Annotated in this window: 18 protein-coding genes; 9 read left to right on the top strand and 9 right to left on the bottom strand. The window is 62.5% G+C overall.

Annotated features, from left to right (window positions below; all coding sequences use genetic code 11):
- Positions 1-59: 59 nt before the first annotated feature.
- Together MHX66_RS03735 and MHX66_RS03740 are read right to left on the bottom strand one after the other, a co-directional pair.
- Entirely contained in the window at positions 60-2,159 is a 2,100-nt protein-coding gene (locus MHX66_RS03735) for a DEAD/DEAH box helicase (protein ID WP_239200062.1), read from the bottom strand.
- A 103-nt stretch (positions 2,160-2,262) separates the two neighbouring features.
- The gene (locus tag MHX66_RS03740; protein WP_239200064.1) at positions 2,263-3,579 is read right to left on the bottom strand and encodes an NAD(P)/FAD-dependent oxidoreductase; all 1,317 of its coding nucleotides are present in this window, start codon (positions 3,577-3,579) and stop codon (positions 2,263-2,265) included.
- A 269-nt stretch (positions 3,580-3,848) separates the two neighbouring features.
- Between MHX66_RS03740 and MHX66_RS03745 the strand changes: the two genes are divergently transcribed.
- On the top strand, positions 3,849-4,352 hold the full coding sequence (locus MHX66_RS03745) for a hypothetical protein (protein WP_239200067.1): 504 nt from the start codon (positions 3,849-3,851) through the stop codon (positions 4,350-4,352).
- A gap of 1 nt (position 4,353) precedes the next feature.
- On the opposite strand, the gene MHX66_RS03750 is transcribed toward MHX66_RS03745, so the two are convergent.
- Positions 4,354-5,142 (bottom strand): hypothetical protein, encoded by a 789-nt coding sequence (locus tag MHX66_RS03750; protein WP_239200343.1) that lies wholly within the window; start codon positions 5,140-5,142, stop codon positions 4,354-4,356.
- A gap of 188 nt (positions 5,143-5,330) precedes the next feature.
- Positions 5,331-6,845 carry a carboxylesterase/lipase family protein gene (locus MHX66_RS03755; protein WP_239200070.1) on the bottom strand — a complete coding sequence of 505 codons (1,515 nt, stop codon included), beginning with the start codon at positions 6,843-6,845 and terminating at the stop codon, positions 5,331-5,333.
- A gap of 87 nt (positions 6,846-6,932) precedes the next feature.
- On the opposite strand from MHX66_RS03755, the gene MHX66_RS03760 reads away from it, so the two are divergent.
- Genes MHX66_RS03760 through MHX66_RS03780 form a run of 3 tightly spaced genes read left to right on the top strand, consistent with a single transcriptional unit; the run spans position 6,933 to position 14,981 of the window.
- The gene (locus tag MHX66_RS03760) at positions 6,933-7,700 is read left to right on the top strand and encodes a hypothetical protein (RefSeq protein WP_239200073.1); all 768 of its coding nucleotides are present in this window, start codon (positions 6,933-6,935) and stop codon (positions 7,698-7,700) included.
- Positions 7,701-7,740: 40 nt separating this feature from the next.
- Positions 7,741-11,232 carry an ABC transporter ATP-binding protein gene (locus MHX66_RS10575; protein ID WP_370646263.1) on the top strand — a complete coding sequence of 1,164 codons (3,492 nt, stop codon included), beginning with the start codon at positions 7,741-7,743 and terminating at the stop codon, positions 11,230-11,232.
- Between the two features lie 53 nt (positions 11,233-11,285).
- Positions 11,286-14,981, top strand: coding sequence for a multifunctional oxoglutarate decarboxylase/oxoglutarate dehydrogenase thiamine pyrophosphate-binding subunit/dihydrolipoyllysine-residue succinyltransferase subunit (locus tag MHX66_RS03780; protein ID WP_071057080.1), 3,696 nt, complete (start codon positions 11,286-11,288; stop codon positions 14,979-14,981).
- 132 nt (positions 14,982-15,113) lie between these two features.
- On the opposite strand, the gene MHX66_RS03785 is transcribed toward MHX66_RS03780, so the two are convergent.
- Positions 15,114-15,713 carry a hypothetical protein gene (locus tag MHX66_RS03785; protein ID WP_239200076.1) on the bottom strand — a complete coding sequence of 200 codons (600 nt, stop codon included), beginning with the start codon at positions 15,711-15,713 and terminating at the stop codon, positions 15,114-15,116.
- A gap of 101 nt (positions 15,714-15,814) precedes the next feature.
- On the opposite strand from MHX66_RS03785, the gene MHX66_RS03790 reads away from it, so the two are divergent.
- The 3 genes from MHX66_RS03790 (at position 15,815) to MHX66_RS03800 (ending at position 18,871) form a co-directional block, all read left to right on the top strand.
- The gene (locus tag MHX66_RS03790; protein WP_239200079.1) at positions 15,815-17,131 is read left to right on the top strand and encodes a magnesium transporter MgtE N-terminal domain-containing protein; all 1,317 of its coding nucleotides are present in this window, start codon (positions 15,815-15,817) and stop codon (positions 17,129-17,131) included.
- 7 nt (positions 17,132-17,138) lie between these two features.
- Complete coding sequence (locus tag MHX66_RS03795; protein WP_239200097.1) at positions 17,139-17,675, top strand: DUF1003 domain-containing protein; 537 nt, start codon at positions 17,139-17,141, stop codon at positions 17,673-17,675.
- Positions 17,676-17,740: 65 nt separating this feature from the next.
- Positions 17,741-18,871, top strand: coding sequence for an Mrp/NBP35 family ATP-binding protein (locus tag MHX66_RS03800; RefSeq protein ID WP_071057088.1), 1,131 nt, complete (start codon positions 17,741-17,743; stop codon positions 18,869-18,871).
- Between the two features lie 40 nt (positions 18,872-18,911).
- Here MHX66_RS03800 and tatB read toward each other — a convergent pair whose 3' ends face one another.
- From tatB to sigE, 3 genes are all read right to left on the bottom strand, one after another.
- Entirely contained in the window at positions 18,912-19,499 is a 588-nt protein-coding gene (tatB, locus tag MHX66_RS03805; protein WP_239200100.1) for a Sec-independent protein translocase subunit TatB, read from the bottom strand.
- Between the two features lie 36 nt (positions 19,500-19,535).
- Positions 19,536-19,904 (bottom strand): zf-HC2 domain-containing protein, encoded by a 369-nt coding sequence (locus MHX66_RS03810; protein ID WP_239200103.1) that lies wholly within the window; start codon positions 19,902-19,904, stop codon positions 19,536-19,538.
- A gap of 90 nt (positions 19,905-19,994) precedes the next feature.
- Complete coding sequence (gene sigE / locus MHX66_RS03815) at positions 19,995-20,585, bottom strand: RNA polymerase sigma factor SigE (protein ID WP_239200106.1); 591 nt, start codon at positions 20,583-20,585, stop codon at positions 19,995-19,997.
- A gap of 199 nt (positions 20,586-20,784) precedes the next feature.
- Between sigE and MHX66_RS03820 the strand changes: the two genes are divergently transcribed.
- Entirely contained in the window at positions 20,785-21,465 is a 681-nt protein-coding gene (locus tag MHX66_RS03820; RefSeq protein ID WP_071057093.1) for an O-methyltransferase, read from the top strand.
- 99 nt (positions 21,466-21,564) lie between these two features.
- On the opposite strand, the gene glgC is transcribed toward MHX66_RS03820, so the two are convergent.
- Positions 21,565-22,782 carry a glucose-1-phosphate adenylyltransferase gene (gene glgC, locus MHX66_RS03825; protein WP_071057094.1) on the bottom strand — a complete coding sequence of 406 codons (1,218 nt, stop codon included), beginning with the start codon at positions 22,780-22,782 and terminating at the stop codon, positions 21,565-21,567.
- A 146-nt stretch (positions 22,783-22,928) separates the two neighbouring features.
- On the opposite strand from glgC, the gene glgA reads away from it, so the two are divergent.
- The gene (gene glgA, locus MHX66_RS03830) at positions 22,929-24,113 is read left to right on the top strand and encodes a glycogen synthase (RefSeq protein ID WP_239200109.1); all 1,185 of its coding nucleotides are present in this window, start codon (positions 22,929-22,931) and stop codon (positions 24,111-24,113) included.
- The last annotated feature ends 7 nt before the right edge of the window (positions 24,114-24,120 follow it).

Below are 24,120 nucleotides of genomic sequence, written 5' to 3' on the forward strand. Positions count from 1 at the left end.
GGGTGCGTTTTCATGTGCGTCGGCGTAGTACGCGGCGTGGCCTAGCGTAGGCGTGGCCGCTAGCGGCGACCTCCACGGTGCCCGCGGTCTGACTTGAAACCGCGTCCGCCGCGGCCACCACGGTCGTTCCAATCTCCACGATCATCCCGGCGGTTGCGTCCGCCACGGCCACCGTGACCGCCGCGTCCGCCACGTCCACCACGATCCCCGCGGTCGTTGCGGTGCTGGCGCTTGTGGCTGCCCGGGCGACCAGCCGGCGCACCCGGATCCGGCTCAATGTTGATCAGCTGGCCAGACACGCGGGTCTGATCCAGCGCGTGGAAAACCTCCATCGGCAGATCCGCCGGCAGCTCCACCAGGGAATGCTCCGCGAAGATGCTGATACGACCGAAGTCGCGGGAGTTCATGCCACCCTCGTTGGCCAGGGCACCGACGATGGCACCCGGGCGCACGCGCTGACGGTGCCCCACCGACAGGCGGTACACCGCCAGCTCCTTGCCGTTGCGATCCGTGATGCGCGGAGCTTCCTTATTGAAACGCTCGTCGAAGGGCTTGTATGCTCCGCCACCGCTGCGGTTATCGTCGCCATAGCGATCGCGGCGGCGCGGGCGCTCCTCCTTCGGCTTCTCCTTCATCAGGAAGTCCTCGCCGGCCTGCAGCTGGGCGGCTAGAGCTGCCGCAATATCCGCCAGCTCGACTTCGTTGGACTCCGCGTACTCCTTCACCAGGTCGCGGAAGATACCGATCTGCGGGTCCGCCAGGGATTCCGTCAGGCTGTCGCGGAACTTCTCCTTGCGAGCCTCGTTCACCGCGTCCACCGTCGGCAGCTCAATCTCGTTCAGCTGAGACTTGGTTGCCCTTTCGATGGCCTTCAGCAGGCGGCGCTCACGGGGCGTCACAAACAAAATGGCGCGCCCCTTACGACCTGCGCGGCCCGTGCGGCCAATGCGGTGCACATAGGACTCGGTATCGTGCGGAATGTCGTAGTTGAACACGTGGGTGATGCGGTCGACATCCAGGCCACGGGCGGCAACGTCGGTGGCCACGAGGATGTCTAGGCGACCATCCTTCAGCTGATCCACGGTGCGCTCACGCAAGTTCTGGGGAATATCGCCATTGATGGCGGCCGCGTTGAAACCGCGGGCACGCAGGCGCTCCGCCAGCTCCTCGGTCTCGTTCTTCGTGCGCACGAACATGATCATGGCCTCGAACTCGGTAACTTCGAGGATGCGAGTCAGCGCGTCCAGCTTGTCGCGGTGGCTGACCAGCAGGTAATCCTGTTCAATGTTCTCGCTGGTCCGCTGGGTGGCCTTCACCGTAATCTCGCGCGGATCGTTCAGGTACTGCTTCGACAGACGGCGAATGCCGGAGGGCATCGTCGCGGAGAACAGGGCAACCTGCTTCTCGCTGGGGGTATCTTCCAGGATGCGCTCGACATCCTCCTGGAAGCCCATGTTCAGCATCTCGTCGGCCTCGTCGAGAACCATGAAGCGCAGCTCGGAAATATCCAGGCTGCCCTTCTCCAGGTGGTCGATCACGCGGCCGGGCGTACCAACCACAATGTGGGCACCTCGGCGCAGGCCGGACAGCTGCACGCCGTAGGCCTGGCCGCCGTAGATCGGCAGCACGTGGATGCCGCCTAGGTGCTCGGAGAAAGATTGGAAGCTCTCGGCAACCTGCAGCGCAAGCTCGCGCGTCGGTGCCAATACGAGGGCTTGGGGGTGACGCTTCGACACGTCAATACGCGACAGAATCGGCAACGCAAATGCGGCCGTCTTACCGGTACCGGTCTGTGCGAGGCCGACCACGTCGTGGCCTTCCATCAGCACCGGAATGGTTTCTGCCTGGATTGGGGAAGGTACTTCGAAGCCGACCTTCTTGACTGCAGCTAGTACGTTTTCGGGCAATCCCAGCCCATCGAAAGAGGGCTGCTGCTCTTCGCCCTGTTTTTCGCTTTGCTTATTGTCGTTTTCTGGAACTTTCGCTTCGGCGTTCTCAGACTCCACTGCCTCATTAGTCACATCTTGTGGCTCGCGCTTTTCGACGGCAGAATCCCGGGAAGAATTCTCCGTGATGCCACCCTGCAGTTCATTCTGAGATACCGACTCGTCATTAACCGGCTGGTTCACGTCGCCGGTGACGTTTTCAGTATCACTCATCGTTGTCCAAGCCTACGCTGCCTTGACCGATAAAGCGATTCACGAAAATACCCCGGAAAATACTCCAGGGTTTAGCGGACCGTAACCCCAGCTGCAGCTCAGGTTAAAGCTCAAGCTGGGCGATCACGTAATTTGCCGCCCGCTGCCCGCTGCGGAGCACGCCATCGATGCTCGGCGTTGCGTGCTGGGCACCGGCTAGGGCGATGCGACCGCCTTGGAGTTCCCGCTCCCCTATTTCCTTGCCAATGCGCTGCAGGCTTTGCGGGAGGATGAGCGGGATGGCGTCAATAAACTTCTGCTCCTTAACCAGCTCCCAACCGGAAGAATTTACGCCGAACAGCGACCCCAAACCGCGCTGCGCCTCAGCCACCGACGGCCCGTCAGCTGGGTTAGAACCACGCGGGTGCACGTGGTTGGCGGCCACCAGGTGCTTGCCCGGCGCATAGCTAGGGGCGGCGGCGGTAACTTCCGTGGCAGATGTAATGGGGGTGCTGCGAGTGCCGTCCACGGTCAGCAACCCCTCCTCCATAACCGGCTCGTCCGAGATAAACCACCAGGAAGAAACGCTGGTAGTGGGCACTTCTGGCGAGCCCAGTAGCTCGGATTCCCGCCGCGGATCGACGGCTACGATGACGTGCGAGAAGTATTCGGTTTCTGCCTCGTTGACCGTCACTCGTACCCCGTCGCCCTCCTCCTCCAGGGCTGTTACCGGCGAGTTCATCCGGAATTCGGACCCAGGCACGCGCGCGAGCGCTGCCGATAGTTCGCCCATCCCGTTTTCCAGCACAGCCAGGTTGCCGCGCAGCATCGTGGCGACCATCCACTTGGCGAAAATCGCGGAAGACTCGTTTTCGGCATCGAACAAGAATGCGCACAACAACGGATCGATGGCCACGGTGCGGGTGCGTCGGTGTACGCCTCGCTGGTCCAGCGATTCGCAGGTCTTCACGTCCTCGTCGATGTATTTCTGCTTGATGCTGCGCAGCTCCAGGCTGGAGCGGTGGGATAGCTCGGACTTTAGCCAGCGCCGTAGGGCTAGAAGGTCCCGGAAGGATAGAGCGCTGCGCGCCTTTGAGCGCATGAGCTTGGGAATCAGGTGTGGGGCACGGATCGGGTCGCAGATCAGCGCCAACCCGTCGTCCGTAAGCGTTTGGATTGCGGGCTGGAAGTAGCGGATCCCCAGCGCGGCGTACTCCCCTGGCTGCAGGATTTCCTTCACCGCTGGGTACCACGAGTTGAAGGTCTGCAGCCCGTGGTCGACGGTCACGCCGTCAATCTTTTCGCTACGCACGCGCCCGCCCAGGCTGTCGCTGGCTTCAAAAACGATGCATTTCACGCCACTTTTGTGCAGGGTTCGCGCTGCGGCGAGTCCGGCGAGCCCGCCCCCTACGATGGCCACGTTGGCTACGTTATCCGCCATGTCGCTGCTCCCTCACCTGTCTTTTCTCGCCTGCTGTTTCTGCCTGCGCTCGCGCACCTGCTGCGCCCATGCTATCGCACCGGCTAATGTCGTCGGTCGCTCGCAACACCTCCCCTTATTCGATTGTGTGTTCTATTCTTTTTCTTAGTGACGCCACCTGTGTCCACCCCGTTGCCTACTCTGCATCCCTGAACGCAGACCACTGCTGGCGAGCCTCCACAGCGGATGGCCAGCGCAACTGATCAACACAAGTAAGGAAGTGAGCCATCATGAAGTCCCGCATCACCGCCCGGCGCACGCCGATCCCCCGCTCATCTATCCAGCGCCCATCTACTCGAAGTTTCGCTTTGAGCGAGCCCCACCGCGCGGCAGCCGAGGCCCGCGCCATGTTGCGCCACCCGCGCAGCCTGATACGCATTACCCCTGGCTGGCAGGCGCCCCGCTTCGCTGTAGCGGCCGGCGATTCCACCGCAATGGTGCACGTCTCACGGCGGCGCATGACCCCACTGCTGTGGCGCAGACTCAGTGGGCAGCAGGCACCCAAGGAGCAGGATCTGTTCCTGGTCACGGTGTCGGCGGAGTGTCCGCAGTGGATGCGCAACGAGTCCGCCCGCCTGCTGGAGTTAATCCTTGGCCAAGCGTGGACTGTGCGGGAGGATCCGCAGGAGTTCCGAGATCGCAACCACCAGGCTCAAGTCAGCCTGACGTGGCATGCGCTGATGACGCAGGAGGATCTGCAGGCTGGCAAGGCGCCGGCTCCACGCGCCGCGTGAGCTAGTCCTCGTCCTCTGCTGCGACCTCGTCCTCGTCGTCAAACTCGTCGTCTTCAAACTCGTCGTCGTAGTAGTCGAACTCGTCCTCCAACGGGACCAACAGCTCTTCCCACTCGGTAGCCTGCACCTGTGCAACCGCCAGGGCGTCAAAGAGCTGATCGAAGTCCGTGAAGGTACCCAGCTCCAAAACCTCCTGGGTCATCTCGGCGGCATCTTCCAGGACATTCTGATACATCACTTCGCGCTCGAAGTCGCTTAGGGTCTCGTCGCTATCCAGCTCGGCCTCAGCCTGTGCCACCAGCTCGTCGTACTCCTCGCCGAAGGTCACAAAGGTCACGGTCGCTTCGGGCTCATCAGTACCGGAACCCAGCATCACCGTGATGAGGGAGCCATTCCCCACCTCTGCGCGTACCAGCATCGGCTCAATCAGATCTTGCTCAAACTCCAGGTCAGAGATGCGATCATCGGTGCCTTCCAGCAGGTCGTGCAACACAGTAATGCACTGGTCAGTCGCAATGTACTGTGCCACCACAGCGACGGCGGCCTCGACGGAGAACACCACTCCGACCAGGGTGTCCTCAAACTCTTCAATGCCTGCAACCTCGTCGAGCTCCCCCTTGGCCATGAACACATTCGCCGAGTTGATGCCTGCCGTAGTGCTCGTCTGCTCGATCTGCTGGAAATGAATCTCCAGCTCCGCGGCAATCGGTACGAACAGCATGTCATCGTTTACTCGTGACTCAATACCCTCAGTATCCAGCGCCTGAGCAATGTCCTCGTAGAAACCCACAGCCAACGTCTCCCTAGTATTTCCTAGTGCTATATGAGGTGTTTCAGTCCGAAGCGAACGTGCATTCCGAGACTTGGGCACCATAGTAACCCGATCCTGGACAACACGTCTCCACGCAAAACCAATCGGGTGCCTCTCCCCTCCTCACCCACTGTGCCGCTGCCGTGTCGGCCGCCCACACGACCGAACTAGCGCCCCGGCCTCGGCATCGCCACGGAGCTCTCGTCCCCTTCCCAACCCCGCATGTCGAACTTCTCCCACACCCGGCGAAACTCCGCGCGCGGGTCTTCTTCCAGCCTCATTTCCCTCTCGAACACCTGCGTCGCCCGGTTTTCCAATGTATAAGGCTCCCAGCCCGGGTCCGCACTCCAGATAAACCTCTTCCAGGCACGTTGCATGTGCTCGGAGACCACAGCCATCTCCCCTCCCAGGACGAAACTGGCTTTCGAGGACTTGGCGTCACCGAAAAGGGCAGACAGCTCCATCGAGTGCATCGCACCCACCCCGAGCCGCCGCAACATCGCGGGGGCATAGTCGAAGCGATACATCCAGACGGGCGCCCCGGCCGCCTGGTGCAGCTCGGCGAGCCGGATCGACTGCGCCCAGAACACGGCGTCGGCGAGCATCTGCGCGAAGATCCCGCGGCGCCCAATGTCCCCATAGGCGCTCTCAATCTGCTCGGCGAGCACCGGATCGTGCGCGCGCAACATCGTCCGAGCTGCCCTTATCCGTGCCGACTTAGAGAAGAACAGCATCTGCGCAGCCGATAGCTCGTCGTTGTTAGTGCCGATGAGCAGGGGGATCCGCTGATGCTCGGCGCGTTCGAAGATTCCCAAAGGGTGGTCGGAGAGGAGTTCCCCGTCGATGGCGATGCCGAAGGCCATATTCATCTCCCGCAGCCCGCCGCCCCGCCACAGCATCTGCTGCCCGGCGCGCACCACGTCGGCGAAGGGCAAAGCGCGTAGCTCGGCGATGGAGGTCGTGCGCGGAACCAGTCCGGAATACTGCGTCAGCTTGCGCGCCCAGAGGTTCGACTGGGCGTTGGTGTGCACGCTCATTACGGGCGCGGACTGCAGAATCACCCGGTGGAATAGTCCCCGTGCGGCGGGAATGGTCATCAGCGCGGCGGCGGAGGTCCCGCCCGCGGATTCGCCCATCAAAACCACATTGTCCGGGTCGCCTCCGAAGCCCGCGATGTTCTTCCGCACCCACTCCAGCGCCAGGAGCTGGTCGCGGGTCGCGGAGTTAGGTTCGCACCCGGCGGCGTCGGGGACATCCAGGGAGCTCATGTCCACATACCCCAGCGCACCGAGCCGGAAGTTCAGAGCGACATAAACCACGTCCAATTCTTTGGCGAAGTTATGGCCGCGCAGCACTGCGGTGTGGGAAGCCCCGGCGAAGAATCCGCCACCGTGCAGGAACACCACAACTGGCAGTGTGGCATCCGTATCTGGCCGGACAATATCCAGGTTCAGGCAGTCCTCGTCGCCGATGACTTCGTCTTTCCAGTTGTAGGAGGTCTGAGGTGCGACGTTCCCGTACTCTTCCGCCGACCACTCCCCTTGCCAGCGCACCGGACGTGGGGCTTTCCAGCGTTCCGCGGAGCCGAATGGAATGCCGCGCCACGTTCGCACGCCGTCCATCCGAAAACCTCGGACGACCCCTCCCGTGGTCTCTACCCGCACGCCGTCCTGATTCATCATTTCACCATCCTAAGCTCTAACGCCCGCCCGCGGTCGGGCGAGCGCCTTCCGTACCGTCGGCTCGGTTTTGGCCTACTGTTGATGCCCATGGGAATTCTCAATTTCGGCAAGTCCGATCAACCGCGTGACGAGGCCACCGCTACCTCTGAGCTCATCCAGCAGGCTCAGCGTGCGCCCTACCCTTCCGGCCCGATCGCTCGCCGCTTCTTCGCGGCAATCGACCGCACGGTCTCTATCCAGGAGCCGCTCATCCGGTCCTATGTGACGAAGATCGAGAAGAAGCATGGTGACGCCACGCCTCAGCGCCGACAGGAAGTTCTAGACACACACTTTAAGAACCTGGCCACGGGCTCCGGCGCGGGTACCGGCGGCGTGGCCGCAGTCCCAGGCGTGGGTACGCTGCTCTCCTTGGCGGGAATCGCGGCGGAATCCGCGTTGCTCATTGAGGTTTGTGCGCTCTACGCCCTAGCGTCCGCCGAGTTGAATGGCATCGACATCTCCAAGGAGGAAACTCGCCGCGCGGTGGTGTACCTGGCGATCTCCGGGGCTACGGCCAAGGAGCTGGTGCAGGCGCTGGCCGAGGATCGAACCTTCAGCTCGCTGCAGGCCGCCAACCGGCTGCGCGGCGCGCGCAAGCTGCGCAAAGCCGGCTCTGTCGAGCTAAAGCAGGCCAACAACATCCTGGGGCGCTTCGCATTCCGCCAGGTACGCAAGAGTTTCGGCGGAGCAATGTTTAAGAAGGTTCTGCCGTTCGGCGTCGGCGCTTACCTGGGCGCGAAGGCCAACCGGAAGATCGCAGAGCGCATGGTCGACAACGTGCATGTCTTCATCCGCGAGGCCGACGAGATCTTCTAACTCGCCAGGGGTGTCCGACCCCCGCGTTAGAATCATCGGCGTGTTCAGAGTCATCCGAGAATCCGCCCGTCGCCACCGGTGGTTATTCGCCGCCGTGGTGGTTTTCTCCGTACTCTTACCCACCATTGAGCTGCTGTTGCCACTGCTCGCGGGCTCTTCCGTGGATGGCAGCACGCGCGCGATTGGGTTACTGGTGGCGGTTGCCTGTGCGCGTTTCGTTACGCAGGCGTTGCGGCGTTTCCTCTCTGGCACGTTTAGCGTGCGCACTCAGCACAGTCTGCGCACTCGAATGTTTGCGGCGATCCAGGCGGTCGACGAGAACGCAGCGCGGTCTTTCGGCACCGGCCAGGTGATTTCACGCACCATCACGGATCTGACGAAGGTGCAGGGCATGGTCGCGATGCTCCCGCTGATGGCTTCCAGCATGCTCGAGCTCGTGCTGATCTTCGCCGTGGTGCTGTGGATCTCCCCGCCCATCGCCGGGATTGTCGCGGTGCAGATCCCACTTCTCTTCGCCGTGGCTTATGCCTCAAGTACGAAACTTTACGGCCCGTCCCTAGCTTCGCAGCGCCAGGCGGCGGTGGTCGCGGAGCAGGTTGAACGCACTGTTTCCGGTGTGCAGGTGATGAAGAGCTTCGCCCAGGAGCCGCGCGAGATTGGCCGCTACCGGCTCGAATCCGCCCGGCAGTACGGCATCAACATGCGCGTGGGCAAGCTCAGCGCCGTCTTCCAGCCCGCTCTTTCCGCCCTGCCGAACGTGGCGCTGGTGGCGGCGTTTGCACTGGGCGGTTGGCTGGCCATGCGCGGGGCGATCAGCGTTGGTGACTTCCTGGCGGTCTCCACGTTCATCACCATGCTTGCCCGGCTTACTCGCATGGCTGCGGGGATGCTGGTCAATGTGCACGTTACCGAGCCGTGTGCGGATCGTATTTTCGAGATTATTGACGCCCCGCCGCGCCCCACCGGCACCACTCCTGTGCGCGACCCCATGGGTTTTGTAGGCAGCGTGCCGATCGCCCCGGGGCAACCCCCGATTCGACTGAGAATCTCACCGTCAAGCACAACGATCGTAGAGGGCCCGGTGGCTTCAGGAAAGACCCGTCTAGCGCACGCCTTGGCTGGTTTGAACACCCAGGATGCGGCGGACATCCAGGTGGTAAATGCCACCGACAACAGGCCGGTTCCGCTGCTGGAAGTGCAAGACTCCGACCGGCCAGCGCTAGTAATGGACGAAGCATTCCTCTACTCCGGGACGATCCGGGAGAACATTCTGCTCGGCTATTCAGCCACGGACGCGGAGGTCTGGGAAGCCGCCCGGCTGGCCTGTGCCGATCGCTTCATCCGCGAAGCGGGCGGGTTGGATGCCGTCGTCGGCGAGCGGGGCATCACGCTCTCCGGTGGGCAACGCCAGCGCATCGCCATCGCGCGCGTGCTGTTACGAGCCCCGCACACGATAATCTTCGACGACGCCACCTCGGCCATCGACCAAGCCACCGAGGCCCAAATCCTGGCTAACCTCCGCACCGCGGTCTCCCGCCCCACGGTGATTTACATCAGCCACCGCGCGGACGGCGGCTTCCGCGATCCTGACCAGACGATTTCCCTGCCTGCAGCTCTGCAGACAATTGCGGCTGATTCAGCCCCAGTCGCAGCCGAAACCTCCAAAGCCTTCGACAGCGCCCCCGATGCGGATTTACCGGCCGACTACGAAGACGCAGCCGATCCCGCGACGTATCCATCCGTGGAACCTCGAATCGCGGATCTTGACGACGGCGGGAGCTTCCGCCTTCGCACCTTGTTTGCCATGGTTCCTGGGCTCATCGCAGCGGTGGTCGTCACGCTGTTTCTCTCCTCCGCCGCAGACATCGCCCTACCCACCTTTATTCGCCACGCCATCGACGGCGGAGTCGCGGACAACGACATGGGCGCACTGTGGATCACCTGCGCAGCTGCCTTGCTGGTGGTCGTGCTTTCCTGGGGCGCGCAGGTGGCCAACACCGTGCTCACCACGCTGACCGGCGAACGGCTGATTTTTACACTGCGCAATCGGCTTTTCCGACACATCACCGGAATGGATCTTCTGTGGTCCCACCGCCAGTCGAGCGGCAGGATCATGACCCGCCTTACGACCGACATCGACTCGCTTTCCAACTTCCTGCAGTCCGGACTTTCCCAAACGATCGTGTCGGCCACCCTGGCTCTTGGCATCCTCGGAATGCTTATTAGCACTGACCTGACCCTGGCCGGAATAGTCGCGCTGTTCCTACCGGTGATCGTGGTGGCGACGGTGGTGTTCCGCATAATTTCCCGCCGCCTCTATACCCGCGCCAGGAGTCAGATCAGCCAGGTCAATTCAACGTTCCAGGAAGCCCTCATGGGGCTGCCCACTGGCCAGGCCTTCGGCTACGGTGCGGCACTGCAGACCCGCCTGGAAAACGAATCCCGCGAATACCTTCGCCTGCGCACCCACTCTCAAACGGCGGTGAGTCTGTACTTCCCCGGCATTAACCTGCTCACCCAGCTCGCGCAGGCCGCGATACTCAGCACCGGCGGAGCCCTCATTGCCAGTGGCCAGACCACCGAGGGCGCGCTGGTCGCATTCAGCCTCTACCTGACGATGCTCTTCGGCCCGATCCAACAACTCTCCCAGGTGTTCGATCAGTTCCAGCAAGCCAGCGTGAGCGTCTCCCGAATCTGCGAACTGCTTAACGAACGCCCGGCCATCACCTCACCAGGCAACGCAGAAGTACCGACCTTTGTGAAAGGCCCGGCGATTCGGTGTGAGGGCGTCATATATAAATACGGCAACAATAAACACGGCGAACACAGTGAAGCCGGCGAGCCAACCTTAGACATCGACCACACCTTCCGCGGCACCACGGCGGTGGTCGGCGCAACGGGCGCTGGCAAGAGCACTCTCCTGCGGATAGTAAACCGATTCATGGACCCTACGGAGGGAACCGTGCGGGCGGATGGAACGGACATCCGAACCTTCGACGTGCGCGGCTGGCGGCGCTGTATCGGCACCGTGCCGCAGGAACCGCATCTATTTGCCGGAACCGTGGCCGAGAACATCGCTTACGGCGCAGACGACGCAAACCACACCAACCTGGCGGAGGTGCAGGCGGCGGTCAAGCGAATCGGCGGCGAGAGAATTCTGCAGACGATCCCCGGTGGGCTGAGCGCCCGCATCTCCCCCGGAACGAGCACGCTCTCCGCCGGGCAAAAACACATGATCGCGCTAGCAAGGGCGGAATACATTCGGCCGACCATCATGTTGTTGGACGAGGCGACGGCCAACATCAGCGACGAGGAGGAAGTTCAGATCGTCAAGGCAATCAATCGCGTGACTCGCAACCGCACCGCGCTCATCGTCGCGCACCGGCTGCGCACCGCTGCCCGGGCCGACACAATCGTGGTGATGGATCACGGCCGAATCGTCGAAATTGGTGAGCATAACAACCTACTACAAAACGGCGGACCATATGCCGAATTGTGGAATGCCGCCCTAAGGCCACCAAAGGGTTTGTAGTAGGGTGGAACGGCGAGACTTAAAGTCATAAAGGAAAGAGGCGAGGACCTGCTGTGAGCAGCGCAAATTTCGGTCAAAACGAGTGGCTGGTCGATTTGATGTACCAGCAGTACAAGGAAGACCCAAAGTCCGTCGACGCTGAATGGCGCGATTACTTTGAGAAAAATTCCTCTCCGGTAAGTTCGTCGGGCAACACCCAGGCTGCGGCGGGCGACGGAGCACAGAAGACCACGGGCGGCCAAAGCTCCACTAAGAACACCGTCACCCCCAACCGGGATACGACGGCGGGTGGCAAGCAGCCTAAGGGTTCTGCATCCCAGAACCAGGACAGCAGCGTTAAGCCCACCCCGAAGCGCACCGCCCCGCCTGCTCCGAAGCAGCCGGTGGAGGCACCGGAGCCTGGCGAGTTCCCCATTAGGGGCGCCGCAAGGGCCGTAGTTAAGAACATGGACGCTTCCCTGGAAATCCCGACGGCTACGTCCGTGCGCGATATGCCGGCGAAGCTGATGTTCGAAAACCGTGCGATGGTCAACGAGACCCTGCGTGCGCGCGGCGGCGGCAAGATTAGCTTTACTCACATCATCGGTTACGCCCTGGTGCAGGCCGTCAAGGCCCACCCGGATATGAACAACTCCTACGAGGTTGTCGACGGCAAGCCGACCCTCGTTACCCCGGAGCACATCAACCTAGGTCTGGCCATCGACATGGTGGGCAAGAACGGTCAGCGTTCCCTGGTGGTTGCTGCCATCAAGGAAGCCGAGAAGATGTCCTTCGGCGAGTTCATCGAGAAGTACGAGGACGTTGTCCACCGCGGCCGCGAAGGCAAGCTGACGATGGACGACTTCACCGGCGTGACCATCTCTCTGACCAACCCAGGCGGCATCGGCACCCGCCACTCCGTGCCACGCCTGACCAAGGGCCAGGGCGCCATCATCGGCGTGGGCTCCATGGACTACCCCGCCGAGTTCGCGGGCGCATCCGAGGATCGCCTGGGCGAGATGGGCATCGGCAAACTGGTAACCATCACCTCCACCTACGACCACCGCATCATCCAGGGTGCGGAGTCCGGTGAGTTCCTGCGCACGATGAGCCGCCTGCTGATCAACGACGAGTTCTGGGACGAGATCTTCCACGCCATGCGCGTGCCCTACGCCCCGACCCGTTGGAGCCAGGATCTGCCGAACATCGGCGTGGATAAATCCACCCGCGTGATGCAGCTGATCGAGGCCTACCGCTCCCGTGGCCACCTGATCGCTAACATCAACCCGCTGCAGTGGACTCAGCCGGGTCTGCCTATCCCGGATCACTCCGACCTGGACATCGAGTCCCACGGCCTGACCCTCTGGGACTTCGACCGCACCTTCCACGTCGGTGGTTTCGCTGGCCGCGAGACCATGACGCTGCGTGAGGTTCTTGCCCACCTGCGCAAGGCCTACACCCTCAAGGTTGGCTCGGAGTACACCCACATTCTGGACGCCGAAGAGCGCACCTGGCTGCAGGATCGCATCGAGGCTGGCCAGGAGGGATTCAGCCCGGCACAGCAGAAGTACATCCTGCAGAAGTTGAACTCCGCCGAGGCTTTCGAGAACTTCCTGCAGACCAAGTACGTCGGCCAGAAGCGCTTCTCCCTGGAGGGCGCCGAGACCCTGATCCCGATGATGGACGCTGCCATCGACCGCGCTGCCGACGCAGCTCTGGACGAGGTCATCATCGGCATGCCGCACCGTGGCCGCCTGAACGTGCTGGCCAACATCGTGGGCAAGCCCTACGCACAGATCTTCACCGAGTTCGAGGGCAACATCGATCCGGGCGCTGCTGGCGGTTCCGGCGACGTGAAGTACCACCTGGGCCAAGAGGGCCACTACCACCAGATGTTCGGCGACAACGAGATCGACATCTACCTGGCCGCCAACCCCTCCCACCTGGAGGCCGTGAACCCGGTCATGGAGGGCATTGCCCGCGCCAAGCAGGATCAGCTGCACGAGAAGCACACCGTCATGCCGCTGCTGCTGCACGGCGACGCTGCCTTCACCGGCCTGGGCATTGTGCAGGAGACCATCAACCTGGCTCGCCTGGAGGCCTACGAGGTCGGCGGTACCGTCCACATCATCGTGAACAACCAGATCGGCTTCACCACCACCCCGGATGCCGGTCGTTCCACCCACTACGCCACCGACCTGGCGAAGGGCTTCGACAGCCCGGTATTCCACGTCAACGGCGACGACCCAGAGGCAGTCGTATGGGTGGCACACCTGGCTGTGGATTACCGCAACCGCTTCGGCAAGGACGTATTCATCGACCTGGTTACCTACCGCCGTCGCGGCCACAACGAGGCCGACGATCCGTCAATGACCCAGCCGCTGATGTACAAGCTGATTGGTGATACGAAGAGCTCCCGTGATCAGTACACCGAGACCCTGCTGGGCCGCGGCGACCTGACCGAGGAAGACATCGAGCGCGTCCAGCGCGACTTCCACGAGCAGCTGGAGACCGTGTTCACCCAGGTACGCGAGGCCGAGAAGGGCGCCAAGCCGAAGGAGCAGAGCGGCATTACCGGTTCCCAGGAGCTGCCGCGTGGCCTGGATACCTCTGTGGATCGCGAGCTCATCGAGCACATCGGCGACCTGTTTGCCGATGTTCCTGATCACATCACCCCGCACCCGCGCGTAAAGCCGGTGATCAAGCGCCGCAAAGAAATGTCCCGCAACGGCAAGATCGACTGGGGCTTCGCCGAGCTGCTGGCCTTCGGCTCCCTGGTTGACGGTGGCAAACTGGTGCGCCTGGTTGGTGAGGATTCCCTGCGCGGTACCTTCACCCAGCGCCACGCTATCCTCTTCGACCACGACGACCACGACCGCTACAGCCCGCTGGAGGAGCTCGCACGCGAATCCGGTAAGGGCGGCGGCTTCGAGGCCTACAATTCCGCTCTGACCGAGTACGCGGGCATGGGCTTCGAGTACGGCTACTCGGTGGGTAACCCGGATGCCCTGGTGGCTTGGGAGGCTCAGTTCGGCGACTTCGCCAACGGCGCCCAGACCATCATCGACGAGTACGTCTCCTCCGGCGAGGCCAAGTGGGGTCAGGTTTCCTCCCTGGTACTGCTGCTGCCGCACGGCTACGAGGGCCAGGGTCCGGACCACTCCTCCGCCCGCATCGAGCGTTTCCTGCAGATGTCCGCTGAGGGCTCCTGGACCATCGCCCAGCCGTCCACCCCGGCGAACTACTTCCACCTGCTGCGCCGGCACGCTCTGGGCTCCCTGAAGCGCCCGCTGGTCGTCTTCACCCCGAAGTCGATGCTGCGCAACAAGATGGCTGTCTCCTCCGTGGAGGACTTCACCGAGGTGAAGAAGTTCCAGTCCGTGATCGACGATCCGAACCAGAACGGCAAGAACGAGAACGTCAAGACCGTCCTGATGTGCTCGGGCAAGATCTACTGGGATCTGGAGAAGAAGCGTCAGGCAGACGGCCGCGACGATGTCGCCATCGTCCGCGTGGAGATGCTGCACCCGATTCCGTTCAACCGCATCCAGGATGCGCTGGATAACTACCCGAACGCCGAGGTGCGCTGGGTTCAGGACGAGCCGGCCAACCAAGGCCCGTGGCCGTTCCTGGCTCTGCAGCTGCCGGAGCACATCCCGGGTATCAAGATGAAGCGCGTTTCCCGCCGTGCACAGTCCTCCACCGCAACCGGTGTTGCGAAGGTGCACCAGCTGGAGCAGAAGCAGCTGCTGGAGGAAGCTTTCGAGTAAAGCGCTCCCCCGCCAGGCGTTAGCCCCGCGCTAGCACCCAAGCAAGCCCAAGAGCCCGCCACGAACCTCCAAGTTCACGTGGCGGGCTCTTTCGCGCTGCGCGCCTCACACAGCCACAGGCAGCGACTGCTCCTAGGCCCCGAGCATCTCCATCGACGTCCCCTGCGTGACGGAGTTCAACTGTCGGATTTCATCGCGCCCGACCACCCGCTTCGCGTACAGCACCACTGCGTTTTGCGGTAGCGAACTATCCGAGCAGGGGGTGGCATCCCCGGGCAAACTCGCGCCAACCTCCTGCGGTAGGGAACTCAGCAGTTCGTCGTAGACGAGGACTTTCTCATCCACTTCTTCCCCGCCGGCGCCTTCCCCGCTGCCTGACTTCTTCAGTTCCTGCCGCAGCTCCTTCGCCTGGTTGCGGTCTAGCAGGTCCAGCAGCTCCCCTGTACAGCCGAAGGTAACGTTGATCTCCCCGGTGCGCAGCTGCCGAACCCTCTGATCCGCCGGCACCAGCTCTCGCTCCCCCTTGCGATCCTCACCGTTGAGTTCTCGCACCAGGTAGCGCGCGAAAGCATCTGCGTAGCGCTCGGGCATCGGCGCATCGCCCACTGGCTTCTCCGGCACTCCAATGAGGTATGGCTCGGGCTGTTCTTCGGCACAGGCCGTCAGCCCGCCGATGGCGGCCAGGCAGGTTGCTGTCGCGATTATTGACGCCACGTTTCGCCCGCCCAGCATTCGCATCTCTCTCTTGCCCCTTTGTTCGCTGTACGCTATCCAAACGCCTTCTAACTCGCCACATTCTACCCCGTGGGGGCTATGAAGTAACCTAAGTACCCATGAGTACTAGTCGTGTTTATGCAGGACGTTTGGCTGGCCTTGTTGTTCTGGGGCCAGACGGCGAGTCCGTCGGCCGTGTCCGCGATGTCGTCATCACCATCCACGGCGACAATGTGACTGCCCTGGGCTTGGTAGTGGAGATTGCGAATAAACGCAAGATTTTCCTCCCGATGCTCCGCATCGCAACGATCACCGGCACGGACATCACCACCACATCCAGTTCTGTGAACCTGCGGCCCTTTAGATCCCGCTCTGCAGAGCTGACGATTTTCGAGGACCTCATTGGTTCGAAGGTGCACACGGACGATCCAGGGCACGAGGAACTGCATGGCAAGGTCGTGGAGATCACGGACGTGGAGCTCACTCGCAGCCGTCGCCGCGAATGGAAGATCCGCAACCTGGCCGTGACTCAGCGCAGCCGTTTGGGCCGCAAGACGTCAATCGACGTCATCCCGATCGAGCACATCCAGGGTCTCCACGCCTCGGGCACGGGCGCGGTGAACCAGGATGCGGAGCTGATCGCCTCGTTCCAGCAGATGCGTAACGCCGACGTGGCGAACGCCCTGGTGGAGATGGACGATGCGCGACGCAACAAAATCGCTTCCGAGTTGGACGATGAGCGTCTGGCGGATGTGCTGGCGGAGATGCCGGACGACGATCAGGCGGCGATTCTTGAACACCTGAACATCGAACGCGCCGCGGACGTCCTGGAGGAGATGGATCCGGACGATGCCGCCGATATCCTGGCCGAGCTGCCGGAGGACACCTCGGACGTCCTGCTGGAGCTGATGGATCCCGAGGAGTCCGAGCCCGTCCGTCGCCTCATGGACTTCTCGCCCGAAACTGTGGGTGCGTTGATGACGCCCGAGCCGATCATTTTGACGCCCCAGGCTACCGTCGCCGAAGCTCTCGCCCACGCGCGTAACCCAGAGCTGCCGACTTCCCTGTCCTCCCTAATCTTCGTTGTGCGGCCTCCTCAGGCCACCCCGACGGGAAAGTACCTGGGCTGTGTCCACCTGCAGAAGTTGCTGCGCGAACCCCCGTCCTCCCTGATCGGCGGCATCCTGGATCTGGAGCTGCCGGCGTTGTTCGCCGAGGATAGTCAGGAGACCGCGGCGCGCTACTTTGCGACATACAACCTGGTGTGCGGCCCGGTGCTAGACCACGACAAGCACCTGCTGGGAGCCGTGAGCGTCGATGACCTGCTGGACCACATGCTGCCGGAAGACTGGCGTGAGGAAGACTGGCGTATCGATTCTCCGACAACGACTGCAGCGCAGACCACGCCAGCAACGCCAGATATGAAGGAGGTATAGGCAGACCATGGCTCGCAAGTTTTCCCGCGCGGATCTTGATACACCAACCGATGCCACGCGCCAGAAGAAGAAGTTCAACCTGGATGGCGATGGAGTGGGCCGGGTAGCCGAGAACATCGCCCGCTTTCTGGGAACCGGCAAGTACCTCTTCTATCAAACCGTCATCGTGGTCGCCTGGATCGCCCTGAACCTGGGCGGCATGTGGTGGAACTGGGATCCCTACCCTTTCATCTTGCTGAACCTCGCCTTCTCCACTCAGGCGGCCTACGCCGCGCCGCTGATCCTGTTGGCGCAGAACCGCCAGGATGACCGCGACCGCGTCAGCCTGGATGAGGACCGTCGCCGCGCCGCCGAGACCAAGGCCGATACGGAGTTCCTGGCCCGCGAAGTCGCCAGCGTGCGCATTGCCGTGGGCGAGACCGTCACGCGCGATTATCTGCGCCGCGAGCTGGAGGAGCTCAACGACATCCTGCAGCGCATCGACGACAAGATCGACGACTCCCGCCGCGATGAAGAAGCCCGCGGCAACGCGCGCGGGGACTAACCCCGGCACCCGCAGGCGAGGCCAAATTAGCGTCTCGCCGGTCGTTCGATAGACTGAAACCCATCATGTCCCAAGTCACTGAATCCGCTGTACGCAGCGCGCTATCCCGCGTAGAGGATCCTGAACTAAACCGCACGATCACGGATCTCGGCATGGTGAAGTCCATCGACATCAACGGTAGTGATGTCGCCGTGGAGATCTACCTGACGATCGCCGGCTGCCCGATGAAGAACCACCTGACGGAGAAGACGCGCGAGGCCGCGGCTTCCGTCGAAGGCGTGGAAAACGTCACGGTCACCACCGACGTGATGAGCGACGAGCAGCGCCGCAATATCCGCCAGATGGTGCGCGGTGACTCGGCCGACCCGGTGATCCCCTTCGCCCAGGCCGATTCCACCACCCGAGTATTTGCAGTCGCCTCCGGTAAGGGCGGCGTGGGCAAGTCCAGCGTGACCGTAAACCTCGCCGTCGCTTTGCAGAAGCGCGGCCTCAAGGTCGGCGTGATCGACGCCGACATTTACGGCCACTCCGTCCCCGGCCTCATGGGCTCCACGGATAAGCCACACCAGGTAGACGAAATGATCATGCCGCTGCAGGCGCACGGCGTGAAACTGATCTCCATCGGCCACTTCATCGGCGATAACTCCCCCGTCGTGTGGCGTGGCCCGATGCTGCACCGCGCGATCCAGCAGTTCCTGGCCGACGTCTTCTGGGGCGACCTGGACATCCTGCTGCTGGACCTGCCGCCGGGCACCGGCGACGTGGCGATCTCGGTGGCACAGCTGGTGCCGAATGCCGAGCTGCTTATCGTCACCACCCCGCAGGCCGCCGCCGCGGAGGTTGCAGAGCGTGCCGGCTCGATTTCCCAGCAGACCCGCCAGCGCATCGGCGGCGTGATCGAGAACATGAGCTGGATGGACATGCCGGACGGCTCCCGCATGGAGGTATTCGGCTCCGGTGGCGGCCAGTTCGTCGCTGATCGCCTTTCCCAGATCACCGGCGCCAAGGTGCCACTGATGGGCCAGATCCCGCTGGATCCGAACCTGCGCGTCGGCGGCGACCTGGGCAACCCAATTGTGCTGTCCGAGCCGAACTCGCCGGCCGCCATCGCCTTCGGCGGAATCGCCGATCAGCTGGCGGTGCGCCGCAGTTCGCTGGCAGGTAAGTCGCTGAACCTCGGCGTCACAAAGAAATAAACGAAACAGGCGAAACAGGCACAGCGCCTAAACAAAGAGCCTAGGTCACGTCCTCCCACCCGTAGCCGGGTGCGGAGGGCTTTTCTTTAGCAGAATCCGTGTTCCCCGCATCCCCCGTCAGCTGCTCGGCGGCATCGGCAACCGGGGAATCCACGCCAGAGCGGGACTCTCCTGCGTTGGACTGCTGGGTCACAGCAATCCCGCCGTTGTCCGCGCTACCACTAGCAGGGGCGGGCTGGGACTGCGCGGAACTCTTGTTCTTGTCGGCCTTAAGGGACTCGCGCAGGTTCGGCTTGCGCACCGTATCGACGGTGTCCTTCACGTCCTGCTTCGTCTCGTTGAAGGAGGTCAGGAAGCTATCGTCGTCATCCAGAAGTGTCTTGGTGATGAAGCCCTTCGCGCCCATCTGGCGCACCGAGTTGAGCTCTTGCAGTGGCTTGGAAAACTCCCGGAAGTCCTCCCCCAGCTCTCCGTCGATCTGCTCCTTCGCCTGCGATACGGCCTTGCGCACCGCCAGCAACATCGCGCGAGCTTCCTTGATGAGTCCCGGCAGGCGCTCCGGGCCGATTAGAAACAGCCCAACGATCAAGAGTACGAGGACTTCGCCCCAACCTACATTGGAAAACACCTGTCTAACCTAACTTACTCCGTAGAGACTTTCACTTTACTTGCCGCGGAAGGGGAGCTTGCGCAGCAATAGATCGACGCGGTCGACGAGAGTTTCGGGGCGGCGGCAGCCATCGACGGAGAAGCGATGCGGGGCCTCGTCTTCGTCGCACTCATCCGGAATGCGCTGCAGCTTTTCCATCAGTCCGCCGGGGGTGTGCACCGCCGAGGCGTGCTCCCGCAGACGGTGCGCCGCGCTGCGCTGGGCGCGCACTTCCGCCCGGCAGCTTTCGCAGTGCACTAGGTGGATCTTCGCGCGATGCTCGGCGCGGCGGGAAAGCTCCCCATCAACCAGCGCGGCGATGGCTTCGGTGGACAGGTGGTCTACGGACAGCTCCCCCGGAAAATTCTCTACGAAAGATGTCACGTGCCCTACCTGCCTTTCTGCATGTCCCAGTTGCCGTTGCGTTCAACGTTTCTTAGCTGCCGGTAGCAGCTAAGCCAGACCTAGACCGAGCTAGGCCTGGCCGGTGAAAACCAGTTCGCCTTGGTTACGCTCCAGGTTACCCCGAAGTTGCGCGCGGGCGCGGTGGATGCGGGAGCGGACGGTGCCCATCTTGATGCCGAGGGTCTGGGAAATCTCGTCGTAGCTCATACCCAGCCCGTCGCACAGGACGACCGCCACGCGGTATTCGGGAGCCAGCTGATCCAGCGCCTGCTCCAGCGCCGGGTCGAGGTTGTTGAGCTCGAACGTGGCCGCGGGGTCGGCGATGCCGCCTTCGATGCGGTCGTAATCCTCCGGCAGCGCCTCCATGCGGATCTTCGCGCGGCGCCGGACCATGTCTAGGAACAGGTTGGTGGTGATGCGGTGCAGCCAGCCTTCAAAGGTGCCCGGCTGGTAGCTCTTCAGGCTGCGGAAGACACGCATAAACGTATCCTGCGTGAGGTCTTCTGCATCTTGCTGGTTACCCGCGAGCCGGTAGGCCAGGCGGTACACACTGTCGGCGTGCTCCGCGACCAGTTCCCCCCAGGTCGGAAGCTCACCCGTCCCTGCGTCGAACTCGGCGGTGGTTCGCGGAACGGGGTTCTGGTCTGCGTTCATGACCATAATTATGGCTAGTCGTCCTCAAAATGTTGTGCTACTCACCTGGCAGTTTCCTGTGAGGATTTTACCCCTATCGGGGGAGCAAAGAAAGTTCGTCACTTCGGTCACTTCTGTTTACTCTCTTTTCTATTTTTGACGCCACCGTCTGACATGCCGAGGGCAAGCAAAACATCGACGCATTCCTGGCCTATCGTGTGGAAGCGTGAATGCTGCATCATCTTCCCCCATTGAGGCCATCCGTGAGTACGTCCGGGCGACCACCGAGCCGGACGAGGTGACCACCGCTGCCGTCGAGGCCGCGGAAGAGTTCGGTCTGCTCACCCCCGATGCGATGACTGCCGAGTTCTTGGAGTTCATCGCCACCCGCGCTGGCGCGAACGCCGCCGCCCAGGGGCACACCCCCACCGGCATTATTGTTTCCCCCGCCAGCGGCGTGATTGGCCTGCACCTGTTTAAGGGGCTGAGCGCAGCCCAGGTGGAAGGCCACCTGACCTGCATCGAGCCGGAGGTGCAGCACCAGCAGCTGGCCAAGCAGGCTTTTGCCAACGCAGGCCAGCGCCCGAATACCTTCCGATTCCTCCCCAGCGCACCGCTGGATGTTATTCGCCGACTGGCGAACGATAGCTACGACATCGCTGTCGCAGAGGCAGCCACGGAGGAATTCACGGCCATCGTGGAATCCACGCTCCCCGCCCTGCGCACCGGTGGCGTGCTGATCCTGCTGGATAGCCTGATGGACGGCCTGGTCGGCGACGAAAGCCACACCGACCGGCAGACTGTGCGCGCCCGCGAGGCAGATCAGTTCTTCCGCGAGCTGAACAACGCCAAGATCTCCCGCCTCCCCCTCGGCGCCGGTGCCACCCTGATCACCAAGACCAGCTAACAAGAAATCCCCGCGCCCAATCTGAAGGGTGCAGGGATTCTTCCTGGCGCAGTTCTTCCCGGTGCGGTTCGCCTTTTACGACCGCGCTAGAAAACAGCGCTAGACGACCACGTTCTTGCCGATGCAGACCACGCCGCCCTTAGAGATGGTGAAGCGATCCTGATCCCGAGCGCGGTCCACGCCGATAATCTCGCCCGCGGAAACCTGAACGTTCTTGTCAATGATCGCGTGGCGCACGACTGCTCCACGGCCGATGCGTACGCCCGGCATGATCACACAGCCTTCGACAGAGGCGCCCTCTTCCACAATCACGTTCTCGCTCAGAACAGAGTTGCGCACCGTACCGGCGGAAATGATGCAACCCGCCGAAACCATCGAGGACTGAGCAATGCCGCCCTTGACGAATTTCGCGGGCGGGAGGTTACCCGTCTCCGCGGTGTGGATCGGCCACTGCTGGTTGTACAGGTTAAACACCGGGTGCACGCTGATCAGGTCCATGTGAGCCTCGTAGAACGCATCAACGGTACCCACATCGCGCCAATAGCCCTTGTCGCGCTCGGTCTCACCCGGCACGTAGTTGTTGGAGAAGTCGTAGACGTATGCTTCCCCGCGGTCGACCAGGCGCGGGATGATGTCGCCGCCCATGTCGTGGTTGGAGTTCTCATCCTCGGAGTCCTCCTTCAGCGCGTCAATCAGCGTCTGCGCGGTGAAGACGTAGTTACCCATGGAGGCAAAGGAGACCTCTGGGTCGTCCGGCACGCTCGGCGGCTCCGCGGGCTTCTCCAGGAACTGCTCGATCTTGTTGTTATCGTCGGCCTGGATCACGCCGAACGCCGTTGCTTCGTGACGCGGAACGCGCAGACCAGCGACGGTCACTCCAGCACCGCTGTTGATGTGCTCCTGCACCATCTGCTCCGGATCCATGCGGTAGACGTGGTCCGCACCGAACACGATGATGTAATCCGGCTGCTCGTCGTACACCAGGTTGAGGGACTGCAGAATTGCGTCCGCAGAACCGGTGAACCAGCGCTTGCCAAGACGCTGCTGTGCCGGGACCGGGGTGATGTATTGGCCGGTCAGGCCGGACAGCTGCCACGACTGGGAGATGTGACGGTCAAGGGAGTGGGACTTGTACTGGGTCAATACGCAGATCTTGTAGTAACCGGCGTTGACCAGGTTGGATAGCACGAAGTCGATCAGGCGATAGTTACCGCCGAAGGGAACGGCGGGCTTAGCGCGGTCAGCGGTGAAAGGGTAAAGGCGCTTCCCCTCGCCACCGGCAAGGACAATGGACAAGACGTTTGATCTGCTCTTCACACTTTCCAACCTAGCGACACAGCTTTACTTTTGCTTGCCAAGCAGCCAATCGGGTAACCACCCGATGCCCCCTAATTAGTTATCCGCGATGAACAGCCCGTTTGGTTGCCAGGACACGTAGTGGCCCGCGCGGTTAATCTGGAGGCATGCGTATCGCCATGCTGACAAAGGAATATCCCCCAGAGATCTACGGTGGTGCCGGCGTGCACGTCACCGAGTTGGTTCGTTACATGCGGAAGCTCGAGCACGTGGACGTGCACTGCATGGGTAGGCCGCGCGAGGAGCAGGATGTCTACGTCCACGGCGTAGATCCGGAGCTTGCCGAGGCCAACGGTTCCATCAAGACCCTCTCCTCCGGCCTGCGCATGGCGAACTCTCTGGGTGATGCCGAAGTTGTCCACTCCCACACCTGGTACACCGGCCTGGGAGGCCACGTCGGCGGCCTGCTAAACGGCATCCCCCACGTGGCCACCGCGCATTCCCTGGAGCCGCACCGCCCGTGGAAGCGCGAGCAACTCGGCGGCGGATACGACGTCTCCTCCTGGTCGGAGAAGAACGCGATGGAGAACGCGGATGCTGTCATCGCCGTGTCCGCGAAGATGAAGGAATCCATTCTCGACGCATACCCGGCCATCGATCCGGATCGCATCCACGTCGTGCTCAACGGTATCGACTCCGAGCTGTGGCAACCCCGCCCAACCTTCGAGGCGGCCGTGGAGGCTGGCAATCGATCCGTACTCACGGAATTGGGCGTCGACCCCAACCGCCCCATCGTCTCCTTCGTCGGACGCATCACGCGACAGAAGGGCGTGCCCCACCTGCTCAAGGCGGTCGCTCACCTCGATCCAGAGATCCAGGTTGTCCTGTGCGCCGGCGCGCCGGATACCCCGGAGATCGAGGCCGAGGTCACCGCGCTGGTTGAAAAGCTGCAGGCGGAGCGCGACGGCGTGTACTGGGTGAAGGAAATGATGGAGAAGCCGAACCTGCAGGAGATCCTGTCGGCCTCGGATGTCTTCCTGTGCCCCTCCATCTACGAACCGCTGGGCATCGTAAACCTAGAGGCCATGGCGTGCGGCACGGCTGTTGTGGCCTCCGACGTGGGCGGCATTCCGGAGGTCGTCGTCGACGGCGAGACCGGCACCCTGGTTCACTACGACGAGAACGACGCGGAGACCTTCGAACGTGGACTGGCCGACGCGACGAATGCGCTCGTAGCGGATCAGCAGAAGGTGCGAGCCTTCGGTGAGGCCGGCCGTCAGCGCGCGGTAACGACCTTCAGTTGGGCCACCATCGCCGAGCAGACCGTGGACGTTTACAGGTCCCTGCTTTAAACAGAAT

Source organism: Corynebacterium sp. ACRPH, from assembly GCF_022347285.1.
Classification (GTDB): Bacteria; Actinomycetota; Actinomycetes; order Mycobacteriales; family Mycobacteriaceae; genus Corynebacterium.